At 64.8% G+C, this 20,696-nt stretch carries 20 protein-coding genes; 8 read left to right on the plus strand and 12 right to left on the minus strand.

Annotated features, from left to right (window positions below; translation table 11 throughout):
* Positions 1-19 precede the first annotated feature (19 nt).
* Positions 20-247, plus strand: coding sequence for a hypothetical protein (locus ACQCSZ_RS25290; protein ID WP_427008544.1), 228 nt, complete (start codon positions 20-22; stop codon positions 245-247).
* Positions 248-379: 132 nt separating this feature from the next.
* Here ACQCSZ_RS25290 and ACQCSZ_RS25295 read toward each other — a convergent pair whose 3' ends face one another.
* The 3 genes from ACQCSZ_RS25295 to mobC are packed head-to-tail and all read right to left on the minus strand — an operon-like array spanning position 380 to position 3,140.
* A complete protein-coding gene (locus ACQCSZ_RS25295; RefSeq protein ID WP_427008545.1) occupies positions 380-1,129 on the minus strand; it encodes a hypothetical protein in 750 nt (249 codons plus the stop codon).
* Between the two features lie 9 nt (positions 1,130-1,138).
* The gene (locus ACQCSZ_RS25300; protein WP_427008546.1) at positions 1,139-2,737 is read right to left on the minus strand and encodes a relaxase/mobilization nuclease domain-containing protein; all 1,599 of its coding nucleotides are present in this window, start codon (positions 2,735-2,737) and stop codon (positions 1,139-1,141) included.
* A 7-nt stretch (positions 2,738-2,744) separates the two neighbouring features.
* Entirely contained in the window at positions 2,745-3,140 is a 396-nt protein-coding gene (gene mobC / locus ACQCSZ_RS25305; RefSeq protein ID WP_427008547.1) for a plasmid mobilization relaxosome protein MobC, read from the minus strand.
* A gap of 419 nt (positions 3,141-3,559) precedes the next feature.
* Between mobC and ACQCSZ_RS25310 the strand changes: the two genes are divergently transcribed.
* Positions 3,560-3,799, plus strand: a complete 240-nt coding sequence (locus ACQCSZ_RS25310; RefSeq protein WP_427008548.1) for a helix-turn-helix transcriptional regulator — start codon at positions 3,560-3,562, stop codon at positions 3,797-3,799.
* Between the two features lie 9 nt (positions 3,800-3,808).
* Positions 3,809-4,129, plus strand: a complete 321-nt coding sequence (locus ACQCSZ_RS25315; RefSeq protein WP_427008549.1) for a hypothetical protein — start codon at positions 3,809-3,811, stop codon at positions 4,127-4,129.
* Between the two features lie 427 nt (positions 4,130-4,556).
* Here ACQCSZ_RS25315 and ACQCSZ_RS25320 read toward each other — a convergent pair whose 3' ends face one another.
* The 9 genes from ACQCSZ_RS25320 to ACQCSZ_RS25360 form a co-directional block, all read right to left on the minus strand.
* Entirely contained in the window at positions 4,557-4,847 is a 291-nt protein-coding gene (locus ACQCSZ_RS25320; RefSeq protein WP_427008550.1) for a helix-turn-helix domain-containing protein, read from the minus strand.
* Between the two features lie 2 nt (positions 4,848-4,849).
* Positions 4,850-5,110 (minus strand): ParB family protein, encoded by a 261-nt coding sequence (locus tag ACQCSZ_RS25325; RefSeq protein ID WP_427008551.1) that lies wholly within the window; start codon positions 5,108-5,110, stop codon positions 4,850-4,852.
* Entirely contained in the window at positions 5,103-5,615 is a 513-nt protein-coding gene (locus tag ACQCSZ_RS25330) for a single-stranded DNA-binding protein (RefSeq protein WP_427008552.1), read from the minus strand. Before ACQCSZ_RS25330 ends, ACQCSZ_RS25325 begins: the two co-directional genes overlap by 8 nt.
* Positions 5,616-5,659: 44 nt before the next feature.
* Positions 5,660-5,932 carry a glutaredoxin family protein gene (locus tag ACQCSZ_RS25335; RefSeq protein WP_427008553.1) on the minus strand — a complete coding sequence of 91 codons (273 nt, stop codon included), beginning with the start codon at positions 5,930-5,932 and terminating at the stop codon, positions 5,660-5,662.
* 367 nt (positions 5,933-6,299) lie between these two features.
* Positions 6,300-10,079, minus strand: a complete 3,780-nt coding sequence (locus ACQCSZ_RS25340) for a helicase (protein ID WP_427008554.1) — start codon at positions 10,077-10,079, stop codon at positions 6,300-6,302.
* 147 nt (positions 10,080-10,226) lie between these two features.
* Positions 10,227-11,993: an IS1634 family transposase gene (locus ACQCSZ_RS25345; protein WP_427008555.1), complete on the minus strand. Its 1,767-nt coding sequence runs from the start codon at positions 11,991-11,993 to the stop codon at positions 10,227-10,229.
* A gap of 9 nt (positions 11,994-12,002) precedes the next feature.
* Entirely contained in the window at positions 12,003-13,184 is a 1,182-nt protein-coding gene (locus tag ACQCSZ_RS25350; RefSeq protein ID WP_427008556.1) for a hypothetical protein, read from the minus strand.
* A 209-nt stretch (positions 13,185-13,393) separates the two neighbouring features.
* Positions 13,394-13,705, minus strand: a complete 312-nt coding sequence (locus ACQCSZ_RS25355) for a hypothetical protein (RefSeq protein WP_427008557.1) — start codon at positions 13,703-13,705, stop codon at positions 13,394-13,396.
* Positions 13,706-13,852: 147 nt separating this feature from the next.
* On the minus strand, positions 13,853-14,437 hold the full coding sequence (locus ACQCSZ_RS25360) for a recombinase family protein (protein WP_427008558.1): 585 nt from the start codon (positions 14,435-14,437) through the stop codon (positions 13,853-13,855).
* Between the two features lie 545 nt (positions 14,438-14,982).
* On the opposite strand from ACQCSZ_RS25360, the gene ACQCSZ_RS25365 reads away from it, so the two are divergent.
* The 5 genes from ACQCSZ_RS25365 to ACQCSZ_RS25385 are packed head-to-tail and all read left to right on the plus strand — an operon-like array spanning position 14,983 to position 20,488.
* Entirely contained in the window at positions 14,983-16,116 is a 1,134-nt protein-coding gene (locus tag ACQCSZ_RS25365) for a zinc-binding dehydrogenase (RefSeq protein ID WP_427008559.1), read from the plus strand.
* Between the two features lie 38 nt (positions 16,117-16,154).
* Entirely contained in the window at positions 16,155-16,970 is an 816-nt protein-coding gene (locus ACQCSZ_RS25370) for an IclR family transcriptional regulator (protein WP_427008560.1), read from the plus strand.
* 57 nt (positions 16,971-17,027) lie between these two features.
* Positions 17,028-18,533: an NAD-dependent succinate-semialdehyde dehydrogenase gene (locus tag ACQCSZ_RS25375; RefSeq protein WP_427008561.1), complete on the plus strand. Its 1,506-nt coding sequence runs from the start codon at positions 17,028-17,030 to the stop codon at positions 18,531-18,533.
* A 2-nt stretch (positions 18,534-18,535) separates the two neighbouring features.
* Positions 18,536-19,924 (plus strand): MFS transporter, encoded by a 1,389-nt coding sequence (locus ACQCSZ_RS25380; RefSeq protein ID WP_427008562.1) that lies wholly within the window; start codon positions 18,536-18,538, stop codon positions 19,922-19,924.
* Positions 19,925-19,960: 36 nt separating this feature from the next.
* Positions 19,961-20,488 carry a formaldehyde-activating enzyme gene (locus ACQCSZ_RS25385; RefSeq protein WP_427008563.1) on the plus strand — a complete coding sequence of 176 codons (528 nt, stop codon included), beginning with the start codon at positions 19,961-19,963 and terminating at the stop codon, positions 20,486-20,488.
* Positions 20,489-20,696 lie beyond the last annotated feature (208 nt).

Genomic DNA, 20,696 nt, shown 5'->3' on the forward strand with positions numbered 1-20,696 from the left:
AATGAAAGGACGTCAACGAATGACAACAGCGGAAGCACCACTCGTTCTTGAGGTGATGACTGACGGGCCGAGGCAGATTGACGCCCAACTCACCGCGGCGGTCGATGCAGCCCTTGAGATGGCCATGGAAAGCAGACAGTTCGGGATTCTCGTTACCCGGCACGATGACACAAAATTCACGGTTGCCCTGAGCCACGAAGTGCCCTTCGGACAGACGATAGAGCGGTCAGCCGCGCCATCGATCTAAGCATCATCTCCCTCAGCGGCCGCCGTCATATCCCCGCCCGCTTCGAGGACACTGATGACGGTGGCGCGGCCCGGCCCCTTCAGCGATGACAAGCAGCATGCCACTGCGCAACCTCGACCGATGGCCAGGAACTTAACGTTCGAGTCCGCCGCGTCCCAGCGCCCGGCCTTGATGTGTTGTCCTTGTCAGCCTTGCAGTCTTGGCAACGGTGGGCTGGAGTGCGACGGCGGCCGTCGCGGGCGTGCCTTGGTGTTTATCTGCCAGGAACCGTGAATTGACCGCCTCACGGTCATCTTTCCCTTCCAGGCTTTCGGCGAGCTGCTGTCGTCGTTCCGCAGAGTCCCACGCCGGTTCGCCCCGAGTTTCCCGGTCCTGGCGGTTGGCGCCGGCAACGGCGGCGCCGGCAACTATTTCATCGGCGCGCGCAGCTGCGGCCTTGGCGCGTTCGCCGTCCGCTTGTCCTCGGGTCTGCTGTGCCCGGGCGAGGGCTTCGGACACGACCGCTTCGCTGGCGCCGGTGTTGTTCACGTCGATGCCGTAGCGGCGCTGCACCTGCTCGCGGATCCGCTCCGACGCACGGGCGGCTTCCGGGTCGTAGGCCTTCCATGCCGTGGCCGTCTGGTAGGCGCGTTCGATCATTTCGGGGGTGGCATTGTCCCACCAGTCATCGCGGCCGGCCGGCGCCAGCTGTGCACGGGCTGCTGCGCGCTGACCGTCAAAGCGTTCCTGCAGCTCCCGGGCGCGTTGTTCCTCGGCGGCCGCGATGTTGCGCCGGTCCTCTTCGCGCATCCGGGCCAGCTGCTCGCCTATGCGGGCGGCGACCATCAGCCCGGTACGCATCGTCCCGTCTACGGCGTCGTCGATTCCGTCTGCTTCGCTCATGTTCTTCCCCTATCGCTCGATGCCTGGATTGTTCTGCCGGTGAGTCTCTTCGGTCCGTGGCTGGGCTCCCTGCAGGTGCGCTGCATCCGGTCTGGTCAAAACGGGAGGCAGCGGTGAGCCGCCGCGTGAACGTTCGACCAGGAGCCTCGATTTGAGGGCTTCCTCGGAAGCTTCCGGGTGCTGTTGGCGCAGCGTCTCCATGGACAGGGGTTGTGCCTTGAGTGTCTGTGCGGTGGCGCTGGCTTCGACGACCTTGCCGGCGGCGATGACGGCGGCGGAGAGGTCTCGGACGCGCCGGAGGTCATCGGTGGCCTTGTGCATGTCGTGGATGGCTCTTGCGGTCTGGGCGAGCTGCCGGAACATGAGGGCGTAGGCGGCGCGGTCGCTCTTGGACGTGGCGGCCAGGAGGATCATGGTGGCCCCGCGTGCGGACGGCAGAGCCACTGCCGGGCGAGCCGGGTAACGGCGTAGCTGGGCTGATTTGGCGAGTTCTCTGGCGGCGTCGGCCAGCGGCCCGGGTGTCGGTTCGATCCGCTTGGACCAGGCACCGAACGCGGCGGAAGTCTCGCGGGCTGCCTGCGCCCAGGCGGCGTGATCATCGTGCGGAGTGGTGGCCAGTTTCTCCCGGAGGGCACTGACGTCGTTGGCGTACTTGTTCCAGAGCTCGGCCGACGGCTGCAGCGTCTCCCGGCCAGGGCTTACCGGTCTGCGGTTGCGGGCCGCAGCGTTCCATTCCGCGACAGCGGAAGCCGCTGACTCCGGGGTGCTCTCCCACTCAGCCCGGAGCTTGGGCAATGCCAGGTCACGTCCCAGAGAGTTGCCGCCGAACCACACGGCGCGCTCACCCTTGCGGGGGCGTTCGGCTACGGAGTACCCGGTCACGACGTCGGTACGGCCGGCCGCGTAGCGGGGGCGCACGAGCATGCCCTCCTGGCGCGCCCGGCGGACAAACTCTGCCTCATCTGCCGATGCCCCGGCGCAAACCCGCACCTTGCGGCCGAGGCTGTGGCGTTCGACTTCCGGGAGTCCCTGGCGGACGGCCTTAGCCTGTTCAGCCGGGGTGAAACCGCGCTCGGCACGCAGCGTCCCAACAGCGTTCAGTCCGTATTTTGTCTCCAGTGTCCTGGCCGCCTGCTGGGACTTGTACTTGCTCTTCCAGGGATTCCATTTGGTGCCGTCGTCCCGGACCATCGACGCCACGATGTGGATGTGGTCGTTGCCGTTTTTGCTCAGTCCGTGGCGGACGGCTACCCACCGGGCGGGGGCTTTCCCGCCGTCCTCGGTGAAGTCCATGTCCTTCATGAAGTCGTTCGCGATGGCACCCCATCGCTCGTCGCTGAGCTGGCCTTCTTCTGCGGCCAGGCTCAGGGAGCAGTGGAAGACGTGTCCGCCGTCTACTTCGGTATCGAAAAACTGCTGGGCGCGGTCGAGTGCGTTGGCAATATCGAGGGCAGCGTCGCGGTTCAGCTCGTTGTCGTCGTGCCAGGCCATGAGCGCCGAATCGCCGGCAACGAGGTGCGGTTCCTCGTGTTCGTTTGCCCGTCCCGGTCCTGCGAGGTAGATCATCAGGCCCGCCATGCGGTCGCCCTGGGTAATGTTCGGAATCACGGAGCAACTACCGCCCGGCCATGTTGGCGAGCTGACGGTCGATGCGGATGATGACAGCGCGTGCATGGGCGATGGAAGCGGCAGCTTCTGCCGGCACTTCCCCCGTCGCATTCGCGTGGCGTGCGATCTGGTTGATGTTGTTCGCCACGGTACCGACGAGACGCTGCAGCGTAGAGAGCTGCATGAACTGGTCCCGCCGCTCCGACGGGTTCTCTGTGCCCTCGCTGAGCGCCGCTTCGATCAAAAGCCGCGGGATGGTCACGCGGTGCTTCTCTGCCAGGGCAAGGAGCTGGGCTTCCTCTTCCGGGCTGACCTTGACCTCGTGGCGGTGCACCCGTCCGCCCGCAACGTTGGCCCGGCGCCGGCGGGATTTCCAACCGGCGAAGCCGCTTCCTTCACTCACTTGTACCGCCCTTCGAATTTGCCAGCGCAGCGACCCCGGCCCCGGGGAACACACTGACAAGTGTGCCGCATCGTCGACGACAAGTCGAGGATCGAGCGAACTTAGCCCGGCTAAGTTACCAGCTTGCTCCGGACGAGCGGTGGTTTCTGTTTTTCGCTCCTGTGTGCGGGGCCGGCATGAACCATGCGGACGCTGCGCGCCGTGCTCCTTTGAAAACGACTGCGTCGTTCCGTTTCGGCTGTTGAGGCTACTGCCCGGTCCTTCCTTGGCAAGTCTGCACCGCCGGCTTTCGCGGCATATCCTCGCTCCGCTCCGGTATTCCACGGTCCGGCGCCTCCGACTGGCCAATTCCCTCACCGGCCCAGTGCTTTCGGGCGTGCCGAAAGGAACTTGGCATAGGGCAAGCGAAAGGTACAGTCATGGCTCTCATCTCACCGACCAAGGTGGAACGCGAATACGGCATCCCCGTGGCGCGGCTGCGCCGCTGGCGCCAGCACGGCATCGGACCCGAATACTTCCAGCTCACACCGCGCAGCATCGGCTACTACACCGGCGACCTGGCGGACTGGATCCAGGACCCGGCAAACGCGCAGCTGCACGACATTCCCGGTCACGAACCCGCCGACCGGTGCGGCCGGAACGTCCTGGCCGGAAGCTAGGGTTGAACCATGGCAAACCACGACATTGAATCCACCCGCACCCAGGCCCGCGCATTGCTGGACTCCCGCATCGAATCCGTCACGACCCTGGTCACCGCGCGCCAGCGCGTCGCCGACCTCCACGAACAACTCACCGAGGCCGAACGCGACGCCAAGCGCGCCTATGTGCGCGCCACCAAAGACGGCTGGAGCGCCGACGAACTCAAAAAACTCGGACTCGAACCGGCCGCGGCCGGCCGCCGCCGCAAGGCAGCCTCACGCACCACCGCAGACAACACCGCCACCCCGCCGCGCGGGGACCCCCTGGACGCCGCGGGCGGGCAGGGCTAGCAGAAACCGGGACCGTTTCCCTGGTCCAGGACGACAAAGGGCAACGCGGGACGGTGCCCTGGAGGCAGGAATGGCAGTCACGTTTTTCGTGACGGCCATTCCTGTCTGTGGTTCCTTGGCGTCCAGTCGTCCGGCACGTCCCGGGGTGTACCCAGGTGTAATGCCCCGGCTTTCGCAATGGTCGAAGCGTCGCCCGGAATGACGTCCCTGTCCCGGCCCTCCAGCCACCGGATGGTGCGCTTTTCTGGGTCTATTACGTCAGGTCTGAGGTGGCCCCTTCGAGTGCCTTGATGGCCTCCCGGCTGATACGCAGATGTCGATCCTCGGGACTCGTGGTGGGACCCGGTTGGACCTGTTTGGTCAGTCTTTGCTGCCGGGACAAACGCTGCCGGCGGAGATTGCGGGAGTGGCCTCAACAGTCGTACTTTTAGTCCCCGTCCTCGGCGGGCTCGGCGTCCATGGTGCCGGCGGTGATACGGTCCTGCGTTTCTGTGTAGGCCCGTTCCAGGTAGGCGGCGAGGTCGTCTTCGCTGACCCGCCACATGCGCCGGCCGCCGAGCTGCACACCCCGCAGATCCCCCGACGACAGCAGGCCGTAAATGGTCGGCATTCCGACGTTCAGGATTTCCTGCACCTCGGCCAGGGTAAGCATCTTCGAAAACCTGGGCGCGGCCGCCGGCGTCGGCATCGCCGCGATTTCTTCCGGCCGTTCCGCCATCGCTAGCCGTCCTCTTTACGGTGCTGGAGCTCTTCATGGGTGCGCTGCCCCCGGCGCAGGGCACCGGCCGGAACGGGGTCCCATTTCCGGCCCTGGTTGTGGCGGCGTTGCAGCCGCTTCACTTCGCGCAGGGTGGCCCGCACGATGAAGTCCGACACGCTCGCGTCCCCTTCCAGGTGCCCCGCGGCGAGGAACGCGGCGCGGACCTGTCCGGCTTCATCCTCGGTGAAGTACGGGGTGAAGGCCGCGATCTTTTTAGGCACCGGAAACCCCCTGTGTTGTGGTGTTGATGCGCCCTTCCGGGTTGGCGTCCAGACCGAACCACGGGTCATCATCCGCGTACTCGCGGGGCGAGAGGGCAAAGCTGTCCGCCGGGTGCGGGGCCGGTTCCTGGCGGGGGCCGGCCCCGGTGCGTGTGACGGCGGCCGTGGCGTACCGCAGCGAGGGCCCGATCTCCTCGACGTCGAGCTCGATCACGGTCCGCTTCTCCCCCGTCCTGGTCTCATAGCTGCAGGACTTCAACACTCCGGTGACGATCACCCGCATGCCCTTGGTCAGCGACTCTGCGACATGCTCTGCAGCGGCGCGCCAGACGCTGGCCCGAAGGAACAAAGTCTCCCCGTCCACCCACTCGCTGGCCTGCGCATCGAACGTCCTCGGCGTGGAGGCGATCGTGAAGTTCGCGACCGCGGATCCTCCCGGGGTAAAGCGCAGCTCCGGGTCGCTGGTGAGGTTGCCGATTACGGTGATGCTGGTGTCGCCTGTCATGGTCCCGTTCCTTTGTCCTGGTGTCGTATCGGCGTGCGTGGTGTTCAGCTCCGGGCTGCTGCGTGGGTCATGGCCGCATGGACGAGCTTGTCGCGGCGCAACCCTGCCCAGTGGTCCTCGTCATCGGCGTTGTTCACGATCACGGGCGCCTGGGCATACCCCAGCTCTTCAACGATGTATTCCAGGGCTGCCGGCACTTCGGTGATGTCCACCGCCGTGTAGGTGATGCCCTTGGCGTCGAAGTAGGCCTTGGTCTTATCGCACTGGGGGCAGTCGGGCTTGGTGTAGACCGTGTAAGCGGTGGTTTCGGACGTCATGTCAGCACCTGGTTTCGTATCAGTTCCGGTTTCGTTTCTCTGACTGGCCTGCTGCTTCCATTTTACCAACCATTCAACTGAATGAATAGGGCTTTTACCTTGTATTCCAGGCCTTTTTGGGGCCTGTTATGTGACTGCTTGGCGGCTTGTGCGGCACTGTGGTGGGTCCGTCAGCTGACCGGCGGATAGCCGCCTCGTTCCTGGTCCGCGGAATAGAGCCGCAGTGAAATCTGCAGCCCCCGCCCACGGTCCTTGCGCACCCGGTGATTTCCTGCCTCTTCCGACCCGTCCACGGCCCTGCAATGTTTCTTCAGGTTTCCCCGGAAGCGCCCGGGGCTCCGCCGCCTGGCGGAGCCCGGGTGTGCGCCTAACGCTCGAGGCCGGTGTCGCGTGTCCGGTGCTGGTCTGCGCCCGGTCTGCTGTGCGCAGCTGGGGCGGGCCCGGCAGGACGTGTCGCACCGGGGGGTGCCGGGAAGCTCGCGGCGTGAAGCTTCCTCAACCGGGCCAGCGCCGGGTCCAGGGCACCGGCCGTCTCCGGGGTTTCCGGTTGGGCTTGTTTGGCCGGTTCGATGGAGGCTTTCAGTTTCCCGTCCAGCTCCGCGCACATCACCCGGGCCTGGGCCAGTTTCGCCTCGTATTTGAACGGCTTGCCGTGCTGGCTTTCAACCTCGGTCAGGACGGCTTTCTTCTCGGTGACGGTCTTCAGCAGCTGTGCCTCGTAGTCCGGGAGGCCGGCCACTTTGTTCTCCAGCCGGGTCAGGATCCCGGCGCCGCCTTCCAGCAGTTCCGTCCGGGTGAAGACCAGTGGCGGAACCGGCACGTCCTTGATGGTGATGGCGAGGTCCTGGTAGGAGCCGAGCCGTGAATCATCCGCCGCGTTGCGGACCTGCAGCTCGTGGCCGCCGAGGGTTCCCAGGACGCCGTAGTCCTGTTTCCGATGGGAATAGTTGCCGTACTCGGGCGTGTGGGTGCGGATCCACTCGGCGATGGCGGCAACGGCTTCGGGACGTTTGGCGTGGGCCCGTCCGTCGATGATGGCGGCGAAGTTCTCCCCCGCCGTGACGGTGGTGCGCGGTATCGCCGCCTGCACGGCAGGAAGCTGGTCTTCGGCTTTGGTGATGGCGCTTTGGGCGGCGGCCTTCGTCCAGGCAAGGGTGCTCTGTCCCTTGTCGTGGGCGCGTTTGAGCCGTTCCAGTTTGGTGCGGGCGGCGTCGGCCTCGATCTTGTCCATCACCAGCGGGTTGCCGCTGGTGGCCGCCTTGATCTGGGCGGCGTTCAGCGCGAGGTCTCCGACATCCTCGATTTCGCGGATGTCCAGCCGGCCGCGGAGGACCTGCTGGATCATGGTGGCCTTGCGCTGGATCCCGTCCCAGGCGGCGCTGTCGTAGCTGCCGACGGTGGCGTACTGGAAGTTCTGGACCTCGGCGTTGGCGTTGCCCTGCCGGATGATGCGCCCGTCCCGCTGGGTCAGGTCGGCCGGCCGCCACGGGCAGGTGACGTGGTGGATGGCCTTGGCGCGCAGCTGCACGTTCGTTCCGGTGCCCATCATGGCGGTGGAGCCGATCAGCACGGCTACGTCGCCGGAACGGCACGCGGCGAACAGCTGGGCCTTCTGCTCGGGCTTGGGTGCGTCCTGGACGAACCGGATCTGCTCGGCCTGGATGCCGCCGGCGACCAGCTGGTCTTTGATCTGCTGGTAGGCGGTCCAGACGGGCTTCCCGTCCGGGCCCGTGTCTTTGGACGGGGTGCTCATGTCGCAGAAGATGATCTGCAAAGCACCACGCCTGGCGGACATTTCCCCGGAGCGGAAGCTTGTTTCGTATTCGTTGTCCCGGTTCTCTTCCCAGACCTTCAGGGTCTTGGCGACAACCTGGTCAAGCTTCGTCCCGGACTGCGGTTCGATCCCGACCATGCGCAGGTCAAGGGCGGCTTTGCGGCCGTCGTTGTACACGTTCAGTGCGTTGTCCGCACCTTTCTGCGCCCAGCCGGAGAGGGAGTCCAGCCGGTCCGCGAGGTCTTTCATGTATTCGGCCAGTTCGGGCGGCTGCGGGATCAGCACCAGTTCCGGCTGGCGTTCCCCGTCGCCGGGGCGGCGGGAGAGGTCCGGGGTTTTCAGGAACAGGTCTTCGGAGAGCTTCACGTCCGCGAAGACGTGGAAGGCCCGCAGCATCTCCGGGACGTTCTTGAATTTGGCGAAGCGCGGTTTGTTTTTCAGCCGTCCTCCGGCGTCCATCTCGATCGCGGTGACGGTTTCGCCGAACGTGGCGCCCCAGACGTCGAAGTTCTCCACGCCGGAGGCCTGCAGCAGGTCCGGGCGCAGGTAGCGCTGCATGACGTGGGCTTCGGTGATGGAGTTCGCGATCGGGGTGCCGGTGGCCATGGTCACGACCCGTTCCCCGTGGGTGCTGCGCAGGTATTCCAGCTTCAGGTGCATGTCGGTGGCCCGCATGGACCCGGCGATTTCTGCGCCCTTGATGTTCGTGACGGTGTGCAGGTTCTTGTAGTCGTGGGCCTCGTCCACGAAGAGGTAGTCCACGCCGGTGTCCTCAAAGGTCAGTCCGGGGTCCGGGGCGGTATCCATGAGGCGCTTCATGCGTTCTTCTTCGGCCTGGAGCTTGGTTTCCAGCTTCTTCACCGTGGTCCGGTCCTCGCCCTTTGCCTGGGCGTTGACGATGGTCTGGCGGACATCGGCAATCAGTCCTTCCTGATAGGCCTGAATGGTTTCGGCCTTGACGCCGATGCTCTTGAAGGCCTGCTGGGTCATGATGATGCCGTCCCAGTCGTTCGCCGCGGCGCGGGCGACGAACTGCCGGCGCGCGGCCAGGTCCCCGCTGCGGGTCTTGATGTCATCGCTCCCGGCAGAGAGCAGGCGGGCCTGCGGGTAGAGTTCCAGCCACTCGCGGGTGAACTGCTCCAGCATGTGGTTGGGGACGACCACCATGGGTTTGGTGGCCATGCCCAGGCGTTTGAGTTCCATTGCGCCCATCACCATTTCGGCGGTCTTGCCGGCCCCGACTTCGTGGAAGAGGCCCACTGCCGGTTCACAGATGATGCGCGCCACGGCGGTGCGCTGGTGCGGGTGCGGGGTGAAGGACTTCGCCAGGCCCGGCAGACTCAGCCGGCCGCCTTCCTTGGAGTAGTCCCGCAGGGCGAGGGAGTTGAAGCGGCGGTTGTATTCCTCGATGAGCCGGCCGGCCCGCTCGGGGTCTTCCCACACCCACTCGGCGAAGCGTTCCTGCAGGGCCTCGGCCTTTTCCTGGGCCGCTTCGGTTTCTTCGAGGTTGGCCACGGACTTGCCGTCGGCGTTCTTGTCTTCGACCTGGATGCTCTTTTGTTCCAGGATGCTTTGCAGCAGGTCAGGTGCGGGCCGGCGGCTGGTCCCCCATTCGTTGGTGGACCGGACCGTGCCGCGGTTGGCTTTGACCCGCCAGATGCCGCTGCCGACGCTGCTCACGCTGGCGTTGGGATCGGCCAGGATGTCCTGGACGAAGCGTTGGTGTTCCTCGGGGGAGATCCAGACCGCGCCGAGGCGGGCCTCGACGTCTTCCATGCCGACCCGCGGCGGCTGGACTTCCTCAAGGGCGGTGACGTTCACGCTCAAGCGCGGCTCCTCGGCCGCCGCAGCGCGTGCGGCGTCGAGCTTGGTCCGGACGTTCCCGGACAGGTATTCCGGGGCGGTGACGAGCTTGCCGGTTTCCGGGTCATCGAACACGAGCGTGCCGAGCTGGTCGCGGGCTTCCTCTTCCGTGACACCCAGCAGGTCCGCGATCTGTTCCAGCTCGGGGACGCCGTAAGTATCCAGGGCGATGGCGAGGGCTTCGTCGACGGTGTCGGCGCCCATGAGGGGTTTGCGGGCCACCACCTGCCGGTGCTGGAGCAGCGCCGCCGGTGTCGCGGTCTGCGTTTCCTCGTTGAACGTCTCCAGGGCCGGCGGCAGAGTGCCGAACGGGTCCGTCTGGCGCAGGATCCGCACTGCGGGTGCTGCCCGGCGGGTGATGATGTCCTCGCCCGTTCCTTTGTCCGTGCGGACAGATTCCGTGAAGCGGTTCAGCGGCCCATATTTGGCGGCATATGCCGTGTACTTGTCAGCCAGGGCCGTTCGTTGAGCCGACATCGCCGGGGTGTCTTCGCTATCGGAAGCTTCCATTTCCAACAGGGTGCGTGCTCCGTCGCGCATCCCCAGCAGCTCGCTTAGCTCCGCTGCATGCGCTTTAGGCCGAAGTTACGTGGGCCGTGACGTGTGAAATCCCCGCCGCGGCGGGGATTTCACTGTTTCCGGGGTTCCTCCTTCTGTCTACTTCAGGGTGAGCGGGACGGGTTGTCCTATGAGGTCGAAGGCGCGTCGCTGGATCGGAGTCGGTTGGGCCAGGGTCGGGATCGCCGGGGTTGTCTCGTCGGTGCCGTAGCGGATGTCGTTGCGGGTCAGCGTGGCCAGGTGGGCCAGCAGGGACCCGAAGCTGTGGGCGGGGTCCCCGCCGGTGGTGGCATGCCGGCTGGCCTTGGCCTGCGCGGCGACCGAGCGGGTGGCGGGCGCGACCGGGTCCGTGGGGGCGGGCCGGTCCTCGTCGGTGAACGTCAGCGGCGCCCAGGCCCGGCGCAGGTGCCAGACCACGTAGGCGGCGAGCATGCAGATGAACACGTGGGCCCTCACCCGGGTTTCGGTCCAGTGGTGGATCGGGCGCAGGTGCAGGTCGATGGCCTTGAGGGAACGGAAATCCCGTTCCACGTTCGCCAGCGACTTATACGTGGCCACGACGGCGGCGGCGTCCATCCGGGTGTCGTCGATGGTGGTGCGGATGATGTAGATGCCGTCCAGGGCGGCCTCGGCGGCGATCTGCGCCTCGTTGCGGGCATAGGTGAAGGAGGTGTCCTCGATGGCGAGGGTGAAATGCTTTTCCATCTTGTATTTGCCGATGACCTTCCCGACCCGCAGGCCGGTCTTCCCGGCATCGGTGAGCCGGCCGGCGTCAACGGCGGCGGTGATTTTCGCGAGCTCCGCCTCGGTGGCGGCGAGCAGCTCGGTGCGTTTGCGCCCCCGTTCGGCGGCCAGGGCCGGGTTGCGGCAGGCGATGAGGCGTTCCCCGGGGAAATCGGGGTGGCTGATCTCGGCCAGGTTCGCTTCGTCAAAGAGGGACATCTGCAGGGGCCCGTCGTCGGCGGCGAGGGCCTTGATGTCCGGGGCGCGCAGGGCCGTGACCCACCCGAACCCGCCGAGTTCCTTGAGCGCCGCGATGCGGGCGGTGGTGATCATGCCCCGGTCCCCGACCATGACCATCTCCTGGAGCCCGTACCGGGTTTTGAAGTCGGCGGCGAGGGACTCGAATGCGGTGGGGTCCGCCGTGTTTCCGGGCACGACCCGGACCGAAACGGGACAGCCTGCCGGGTCGGTGAGGAGCCCGTATTCGATCTGCTCCACGCCGCGTTTCTTGTCCCGGGAGTAGCCGCGGGCCGCCAGCGGGCAGTGGTGCCCGGTCACCCAGGACGAGGACAGATCGAACAGGGCGAGCCGGTCCGGGTTGACCTCCGGGGAAAGGTGCCGGGCGGCCAGCGCGCGTTCGATGCCCTCCTGCCGTGCGGCGAGCCAGTCCATGCCCGCGTACACGTCATCGGTGGTGGCGCCGGCCAGGCCCAGGTCCGTGGCGAGGGTGGTGTCGGCCCACCACCGCATCGTGGCCAGTTTCGACCCGGGTTTGCAGACCCGGGCTATGACCAGCGCCAGCGCCATGTCCCGTTCCCGGCCGGCCGGACCCAGCAGGGCCGGCAGGCCCAGGGCCTGGGCCTGGGCATGGACCGCGGCGACGTGGCCGTGGGGCAGGGACCGGGCGATTGTGGCCGCGGCGTCCGCGGGCACCAGGTGGCGGCCCTTCAGCCCGGCATCGATGAGGTCCACCACGTGCTCGGGCAGGGCGGAGAGGTTCGCGACGGTTTCGTTGCAGACCTTCCCGTCCTGCCGGTACGTCCGGCGCAGATACGAGGACCGGTATTCGCGCTCCTGGCCGTCCTTGCCCGTGTGGGATTTCTTGACCCTGACTACATGAACCGCACTGCCACGCTTCGCCATGCCAGCATTCTACCGGTGAAACAGCCACTGGTCGATAGCCGGCGGATAAATATTCTGACTACACTTCAGGGCCAAAATGAAGGCTTCCCGTCCGGAATTCCAACGATTCCAGGCGGGAAGCCCACGTAACTTCGGTTTAGGTACTGGGAACGGAATCTGTTCCCCTGCACGGGCAATGGTGAATGTTCCATCGGGTTGGGCGGTGATGGTGCCGTCCCATTCCTGTCCGGTGGTCGGCAGCAGCGCCGCCGGGGTCTTCCCCGGAGCCGGCTCGACAGGGGTGTGGCCCAGGCCGCGGTCCAGCGCTTCCCGGACGACGACGTCGAGCCGCTGGGACAGCAGCTGCGGGACGGCGGCGAGGTCGTCGGCTTTGACGCTGACGGTTTCCTCGCCGTACATGCCGTTCCCAACGGTGATCTGCCCGAGGACGTTTTGCGGGTTCAGGTCAAAGTAGTTGTTGATCTTCACGTTGCGGCCGTCGATGATGACGGGCCCGACAGTTTCCCAGTCCGTGTTGGCAGGCTCCCGGCCCGGCTCGCGCTTGCGCAGCAGCAGCAGGTCTGTGAGTGCTTCGGTGCCGGCGGCTCGCCGGTGGGCGCCGGTAGGCAGGCGCACGGCACCCACCAGGTCCGCCATGGCGCTCATCTCCCGCCTCGAGGTGGGGTTGGTTGCATCCATGGTGAAGCTGGAGGTCAGCACGGCGACGTATCCGCCGGGTTTCACCGCGGCCAGGCTCTTCAGAATGAAGTGGTTGTGCATGGAATGCCGGGAGTCGGCGTTGTGGGTCTTGTCGTAGAGCGCGTTCTTGCTGAACGGGACGTTACCGACGGCAAGGTCAAAGGAGTTGGATTTGATCGGGGTGTCCGCGAAGGACTCGCTGCGGATAGTCGCATCGGGATACAGGCCCCGGGATATTGAGGCAGTCAGCGGATCAAGCTCCACGCCGGTCATCCGGGCACCTTCCGGGGCGAAACCAATAAACGTTCCCGCGCCGGACCCGGGTTCCAGTACCTCTCCCCCGGTGAAGCCGAGCCGGCCGACGGCGGACCAGATTTCCTTTACCAGGGCGGCGTCGGTGTAGTAGGCGTTGGTCGTAGTCCGCGACGCTGCGGCGTACTCGCGCTCGCTCAGGACTTCCTGCAGCTGGGCGCGTTCGGCCGCCCATTCGGCCTTGTCGAACAGCTGGGGCACCGCTCCCCAGCTGGACCACCGCGCCAGGGAACGCTGCTCTGCCTCGGTGGCCGGCCTCTGCTGGTCCTCCAGCTCCCGGACGATGCGGATTGCTTCAACGTTTGTTGCGAAGCGGGCTTTCTGACCCGATGGTGCAAGGTCAGCCTGGGATGCGGGGTGGAACCGTCCGGCCGCTGCAACCGCTGTTGGCTGCGGCTGAGGTTCTGCCTCTAGTTCTCCTCGCCCTCCTGGCGCCCGTAGATCGGCTCCATCTCCTCCGGCTCGGCGGGAAGGCTGTCGTAGATCATCTCCTGGTACACCATCTCGCGTGCCCGGAGCTTGGCCATGTTCGCCATTCCGATGTACTCCAGCGGCGGCTCCGATCCTCTGGTCGGTGTCAGTTGTTCGCTGAGGTCCCAGATTGCCTGCTGTATCTCCTCCCCCAAGGTCGAAAAGTGTGTCTCGGGGTCCGCTATCTGCGCGAAGCTCTCCGGGTCGTGATTCTTCATGGTTTCCATGGCGTGTCTGCCGTGCTCGTTCATTGACTACCTCTTCCGGTTCGGCCCACAGGGACTCCAGACTCATCTGGCCCTCAATGTGGTTCTTAGATTTCCTCGGTGCCATGTGCGCCGTCCCCCTCCGTTTGCCTCCACGCTAGCGAAGGCACCGATGGATTAACAGCCGCACCACTACTCCTGCGGTGTCTGCAGGCTCTTTCGTTGCCGTGCGAGCTCGCGCACGACGGTGGCCTCGCTGACCTCGATGGTCTTGGCAATGTCGCGGATCGTGCGCTTCTGGCCACGCATCCGGTGTGCAGTGTCAGCCTTGTCCGGGGTCATTTTGGTCGGCCGCCCACCCACGCGGCCGCGGGCTTTCGCCGCCGCAAGGCCGGCCATGGTCCGTTCACGCAGCCGGTTCCGCTCATACTCGGCGATAGCGGAGAAAAAGTGGAACATCAGCAACCCCTGGGAGTTGGTGGTGTCCAGCCAGGTCTCCGTCAGTGACCGGAGACCAACTTGCCGGTCAGCCAGCGTCTTCACGATGCCGGCCAGGTCGGCGGTGTTCCTCCCGAGCCGGGACAAATCATTGACCACCAAAATGTTCCCCGGCTGGAGATGATCCAGACAGTCTTGCCACTGCGGCCGTTCCGCCGTCGCACCCGACGCAAAATCTGTCCAGATCCGGAAGCACCCGGCAGCGTTCAAAGCATCCAACTGCAGGTCCACCGACTGCTCAGTAGTGCTTACTCGGGCATAGCCAAGCAACGTAGCCACAGCAGTTCCCCCTCTTTCATTCAAAAACCGTCGTCCACAGTTTTGACCGACACTGTCTCCGTAGATTTCGTAGTCGAGTTATGACATAGCCTAGCAGTTTCGAAGCTGATTTTTGGTGTCAGTTTCAGAAGTCGCCTGCACGGATTGTCAGAAGTCGTCTGCACTCCAAGTCGAATCTCCATAGATTCCTAACAGGGATGCGGCCACAGTCGCATGGCGTCCTGGCATCTGCTGTCGCAGTTGGTTGCTCTCCGCGTGCAGCCTATCGCTGACAAGTTCAGGAGGTGCTCCACTGCAGTGATTTTCGACGAAGGTTGCGGTCTGATCCTCTCCGCTTGAGCCGTTTCGCGATGATGGAGAGGTGCATAATATGCATCCACTCATTGCGCTTTAGTGCGGCTTCGGATACACGCGTGTTCCACAGGTGGACCAAATTCCAGGAAATGATTGACGCCGTTCAGCGGCCGTGGCTCACTTGTTCCACGGCGTGAACACGGTCAAGATACGGAACGCCTCCATCGAACAATCCCTGAAGGGTCATCATCATGCAAATTACAGCGGCGTTGCTGTCAGGAACCAGCCAGCCCTTTGAATCCACCAAGCTTGAACTGGACGAGCCCAAGAACGGCGAAGTTCTGGTGCGTCTTGTCGCTACGGGTGTCTGTGCATCCGATGCCCACACCCAGTCGGGGCGTATCCCCTCGCCTTTGCCCTGTGTGCTTGGCCATGAAGGTGCAGGTGTGGTGGAGGCGGTTGGTGCCGGGGTCACGCACGTGGTGGTGGGGGATCACGTCGCTTTGTCGTGGATGCCCAACTGCGGGCAATGCAGGCACTGCCAGAGCGGGCGGCCCGTTCTGTGTACTGCGGCGGCGCCGGCAATGTTCGCCGGGACGCTGCTGGACGGCACCGTTCGTCTGCACCACGACGACCAGCCTGTGAATCACTATTCCTTCTTGTCAACATTTGCCTCGCACACGGTGGTGCCCGCCGCCAGCGCTATTCCTATTGACCGGAATGTTCCGCTGGGGGTGGCGAGCCTGGTTGGTTGCGCTGTCTTGACCGGTTACGGTGCGGTGGTCAACCGGGCCAAGGTCCGGCCAGGATCCTCCGTGGCGGTCTTCGGTGCCGGCGGGGTGGGACTCAGCGCCATCATGGCAGCGCGGATCAGCGGCGCCGAAAAAATCATTGTCGTTGACCCGATCGAGGCCAAACGCGCGGAGGCCCTGACGTTTGGCGCTACGCACGCCCTGGCACCTTCTGATGATCTGGTGGCCGATCTGCGCAACCTCACCGACGGGTTCGGGGTCGACTACGCGATTGATGCCGCCGGCAGCCCCGGAATTCTTGAGCAGGCCTTTGCCGGCACCGTGGCTGGCGGAACGATCGTCTGCGTGGGCATCCCCGGGCCCGATTCCCGACCCTCACTGCCCGGCCCGGAACTGGTCCGGGACGAGAAAATCGTCACTGGAAGCCTCTACGGTTCTTCCCGGCCCGCCTTGGACATCCCCATGATCCTCAAGCAGTACATGAGCGGAAACCTGCCCCTGGACCGGATGATTACTAAGACCTATGACCTCGATGAGATCAACGCCGCGTTCGAGGATATGCGGGCGGGAAAGCTGAACCGCGGCGTCATTATCTTCGATCACGAACTCGCCGGGGTTTCCCCGCTCGACTAAATAGATGCAGACCACCTGGTGAATGGTAAGGAGCAGAAATGACACTGGTAACAGATACTGTCCTGTCGGGCGGTCTTGAGAACCGGCTGACCGGTGATGGTTCGGGCGGTGAGGCTGTACCGTCGGTCGTCCACGCCTTCGCAATCATTGATGTGTTGACGACGGCCAGGGAGCGGCTCCGTCTGGCCGATGTCGTCGCCCGGACCGGGCTGCCCAAAACCACGGTGCATCGGCTGTTGAAGACGCTCACCATGTTGGAGATTGCACATCATGACAATGATGGCTTCGCGTTGGGCTCCGCGTTGGCCCGGTACGGAAATTCAGGTGTTCCCAACCACAGCGAAATCATCGGGTTGTTCTACTCAGTCATCGGACGCATGCAGGAGGAGCTGGGTGAGACCGTTCAACTGGCCGTTCTCACCCCACCCGATGTCACCTTCATTGCCTTCATTGACAGTGACCGCCCCGTCAGGCTCGCCACCCGCCTGGGCCGGCGGTTGCCGGCGTATGCATCCGCGACCGGCAAGGCTTTGCTGGCCTTCAGCCCCGAGGAGACGGTGAAGGAAGCCCTCGCCGGGCCGATGCCGGCCCTCACGGACTGGACTATCACGGACCCGAAGGTTTTCCTGGACCAGCTCAAGGCTGCCCGTGTCCGAGGCTGGGCCAGCGAGTCCCAGGAATCCGCCGCGAACCTCAGCTGCGTTGCCGCGCCCGTCCTCAACGCATCCGGTCTGGCATTTGCCGCCATCACCGTCTGTGTGCCCGTCCCGTTTATCCCCGAACACCGCCAGCGTCAGCTTGGATCTGTCGTGACCCGATACGCCAAAGAGCTGTCCATGCGGATCAATAGCTGACCAGCATCACCATGAAACACGGGTGCTGTTAGCCCCTTTCAACGATTGGAAACATCTATGAAAACCATGACAACCGACCATGCGGTCGTTGCGGGAGTCCCCGTGCGAACGGGTCTGTTCGTGAACGGTGCCTGGCGTCCGTCCACGGGCGGGAACGATTTCGAGGTGGCAGATCCGTCCACGGGCGAGTGGATCGCTTCTGTGGCCGACGCCGGCATCGAGGATGCCGAGGACGCTTTGTCTGCGGCAACCCAGGCCCAGGAAGCCTGGGGCCGCACCAGCCCCCGGGCCCGTGCCACCATTCTGCACGCGGCTTTTGATTTGGTGCAGGACCGGCGCCAGGAGATCGCGGCAGTCATTACCGCCGAGATGGGCAAGCCGCTGGCCGAGGCCCTTGGCGAGGTCACCTATGGGGCGGAATTCCTGCGCTGGTTTGCCGAGCAGGCAGCCCATCTGCACGGCGACTACGGCCAGGCACCCTCGGGAGATTTCCGCATCGTGACCACCAAGATTCCGGTAGGGCCGAGCCTGCTCATCACACCCTGGAACTTTCCGCTGGCGATGGGCACCCGGAAGATCGGAGCTGCCCTGGCCGCCGGATGCACCGTCATCCTCAAACCGGCAGCCCAGACACCACTGACGTCCGCGTTGCTGGTCGAGATTCTCGCCGAAGCAGGGGTGCCCGCCGGGGTGGTGAATCTCCTGCCCACCGCTGATGCGGCCGGCCAGTCACGTGCCTTGATGAGTGACGCCAGGCTGCGCAAGGTGAGCTTTACCGGATCGACCGGCGTCGGATCCACACTCCTGCACCAGGCAGCCGACCACGTGTTGAGGTCCTCGATGGAGCTCGGCGGCAACGGACCTTTCCTCGTCCTCGCCGACGCGGACGTGGATGCTGCCGTTGATGGGGCGATGCTGGCGAAATTCCGCAATGGCGGCCAGTCCTGTGTGGCGGCCAACCGTTTCATCGTTCACCGTTCGGTCGCCGAAGCGTTCACGAAGGAACTGGCCAGCCGGGCGGCCGCACTGAAAGTCGGGGCAGGCACCATCGACGGCGTCGGGGTCGGGCCGCTGATCGATGCCCGCCAACGGGACAAGGTCCATGAGCTGGTCACCGACGCAATTGCCATGGGCGCCCGCGCCGTCTGCGGTGGGGACCTCGTTGAGGGAAGCGGATACTTCTACACGCCCACGGTCCTCTCCGATGTTCCTGCGGCGGCCAGAATCAACCATGAGGAAATTTTCGGTCCCGTGGCCCCGATCACCGTCATCGACAGTGACGATGAGGCCATCACCTTGGCCAACGACACCCCGTATGGGCTGGCAGCATTCGTCTACACCAGGGATGTCTCCCGGGCTATTTATGTCGCCGAGCGCCTGGAAGCGGGCATGATCGGCATCAATCGCGGCTTGGTTTCCGAAGCCGCGGCCCCGTTCGGCGGGATTAAAGCCTCCGGCCTGGGCCGCGAGGGCGGCAACGAAGGCATTGAAGAGTACCTGGAAACGAAATACATCGCCCTGGATCTGACACCGGCGGCAGCAGCCCGGAATCAAGGAGACTAACAATGAGCACGCAGACGCACAATGAAGTGAACCTGCACCAAAACCGTCAATCAAACGCCTTCCTGCGCCGGCTTACCGGCGCAACCGGCGGCGGGATGTTCCTCGACGGCTACGTCTTTGCGGCCATCGCCGCGGTAATAGCGGGAGGAACTTTTACTGGAGATCTGGGCCTCTCAGCTGTTGATCTGGGTTTGATCTCTTCCTCGACCCTGGTCGGCACCACCATCGGCGGGCCCGTCATCGGCTATCTCACCGATGTCTTCGGCCGCAAACCGATGTTTCTCGTGGACATCCTGACGTTTCTGACCTGCTCGCTCCTGATGTTCACCGTGACTGACGTCTGGCAGATCGTCGCCCTGGGCCTCGTGCTGGGCATGGCGATCGGCGGGGACTATTCCATTGGCTCGCCTCTGCTGGGCGAATTCACCCCCGCCAGCAAACGCGGCAATTACCTGGGCATTCTGGAAATCCTCTGGAACGTCGGCTATGTCCTGTCCTTCCTGGTCGGATACCTGGTTCTGCATGCCTTCCCTCAGGCCTGGCACTTCATCCTGGCCAGCCCGGCCATCCCTGCCATCATCATCCTGCTGCTGCGCCACGGACTCCCCGAATCGCCGCGCTGGCTCCTGTCCAAGGGACGCACCGCGGAAGCCCACGCGGTTATCGCCCAACTTCCGCCCCACCAGCAGGCAATGAACTTCACCCTCGAATCAGTGGAAAAAACCCGCTGGACAACCCTGTTCAGCAAGGCATACATCGGGCGGACGGTCTTCTGCTGCATATTTTGGATCTGCATCGTCATCCCCTACTTCGCCCTCGTCTTCTTCCAGTCCGAGGTCCTGTCCGTCCTGGGACTGGAGAACCCCGTCATCGGCGCCCTGATCGGGACATGCATCGCCCTGGTCGGTGCCGCCGTGGGATGGGCCCTCATCGACAAGGTCGGCCGCCGCCTCATCCTCATCGTGCCGATGTTCGCCACGTTCGCCTTCCTGACCCTCGTTGCCCTGAATAAGGTCCTCGACCTCTCCGTCGGGGTGACCGTCACGGCCTTCTTCGGCTACCTCTTCTTCTACGGCATCATGAGCATCCTGTGCGGGGTCTATCCGCTGGAAGTCTTCCCGACCTCCGTCCGCACCTCCGGCATGGGCTTTGCCGCCTCCATGTCCCGCGTCGGGGCAGCCGCAGGGACTTTCCTCCTCCCGGTCGTGCTGGCAAGCTTCGGCCTGAACGTTGTCCTGTTCGGTCTGGCCGCGATTTGTCTCATCGGCGGGATCGTGGCTCTTACCATGGCACCGGAGACCGCCGGTAAAGAGCTCACGGAAACCGGCAGCGTCGAAGGAACCGACCGCAAAGTGCGCCGCACTCCCGCACTGGAGAGCACCAGGACCTAGAACGCGATCGCCGCGACAAGCAGATAAGGACCAATAATGACAATAGAAGACATCGATGGAAAGTTTGCCCAGGGATGGGGGGGGGAAGCCCCGAACGGCGTCCACGTAAACGTCCTGCTGGCCCGCAGGGGCAGCGCGACAGCAGCCGCCATCACCACCGCTTTCACCTCACCATCGCCCGGCTTCACCCCCATTCTTGCCAGTCTGGGCCCGGACCAGGCCTCCTACGTCACGCTCAATCCGCCCACAGTGATCCTGAACAAGTCCAAACCGGGTACCGATTTCCAGGAGACCCTCATCTTCGGCGCATCCCAGGTCGGCATCGCCCAGGGCATCCTGGACACCGTCGCCGATGGCCTGATCACACAGGATCAGGACACCATCGTCCTGGTCTCTCTCTGGGTGGACCCGGCAGCCGCGGACGAGACCCAGGTACGCAGGAACGCCCGTGAAGCCACCTCCAAAGCCTCCCGCGAGGCAGTCAGCGGACGTTCCGAGCAGGAACAGCTCGACATGCTCGAGCAAAGGGAAACCCTGGCCCACCCCTTCTATGGGGGCCGCTAAAGCCAGAGCGGCCGACAACAGGTACCGGCCTCCAACGGATCAGTCCGATGGGGGCCGGTACCGCGCCGCCCCGTGCCGGCAGGCTGCCCTACGCAGGCCAACCCGCCGCAAGATCAAGAGCCGCGAGCCATCCGGACGCGAGGGCGCTCCCGCGCCTCCTGCGTGTCGCCTGGCCGGCGCCCGGAAACCAATGAATGTCCCCGCAGTT

Origin of the sequence: Pseudarthrobacter sp. H2 (genome assembly GCF_050157045.1) — a bacterium.
Taxonomy (GTDB): Bacteria; Actinomycetota; Actinomycetes; order Actinomycetales; family Micrococcaceae; genus Arthrobacter.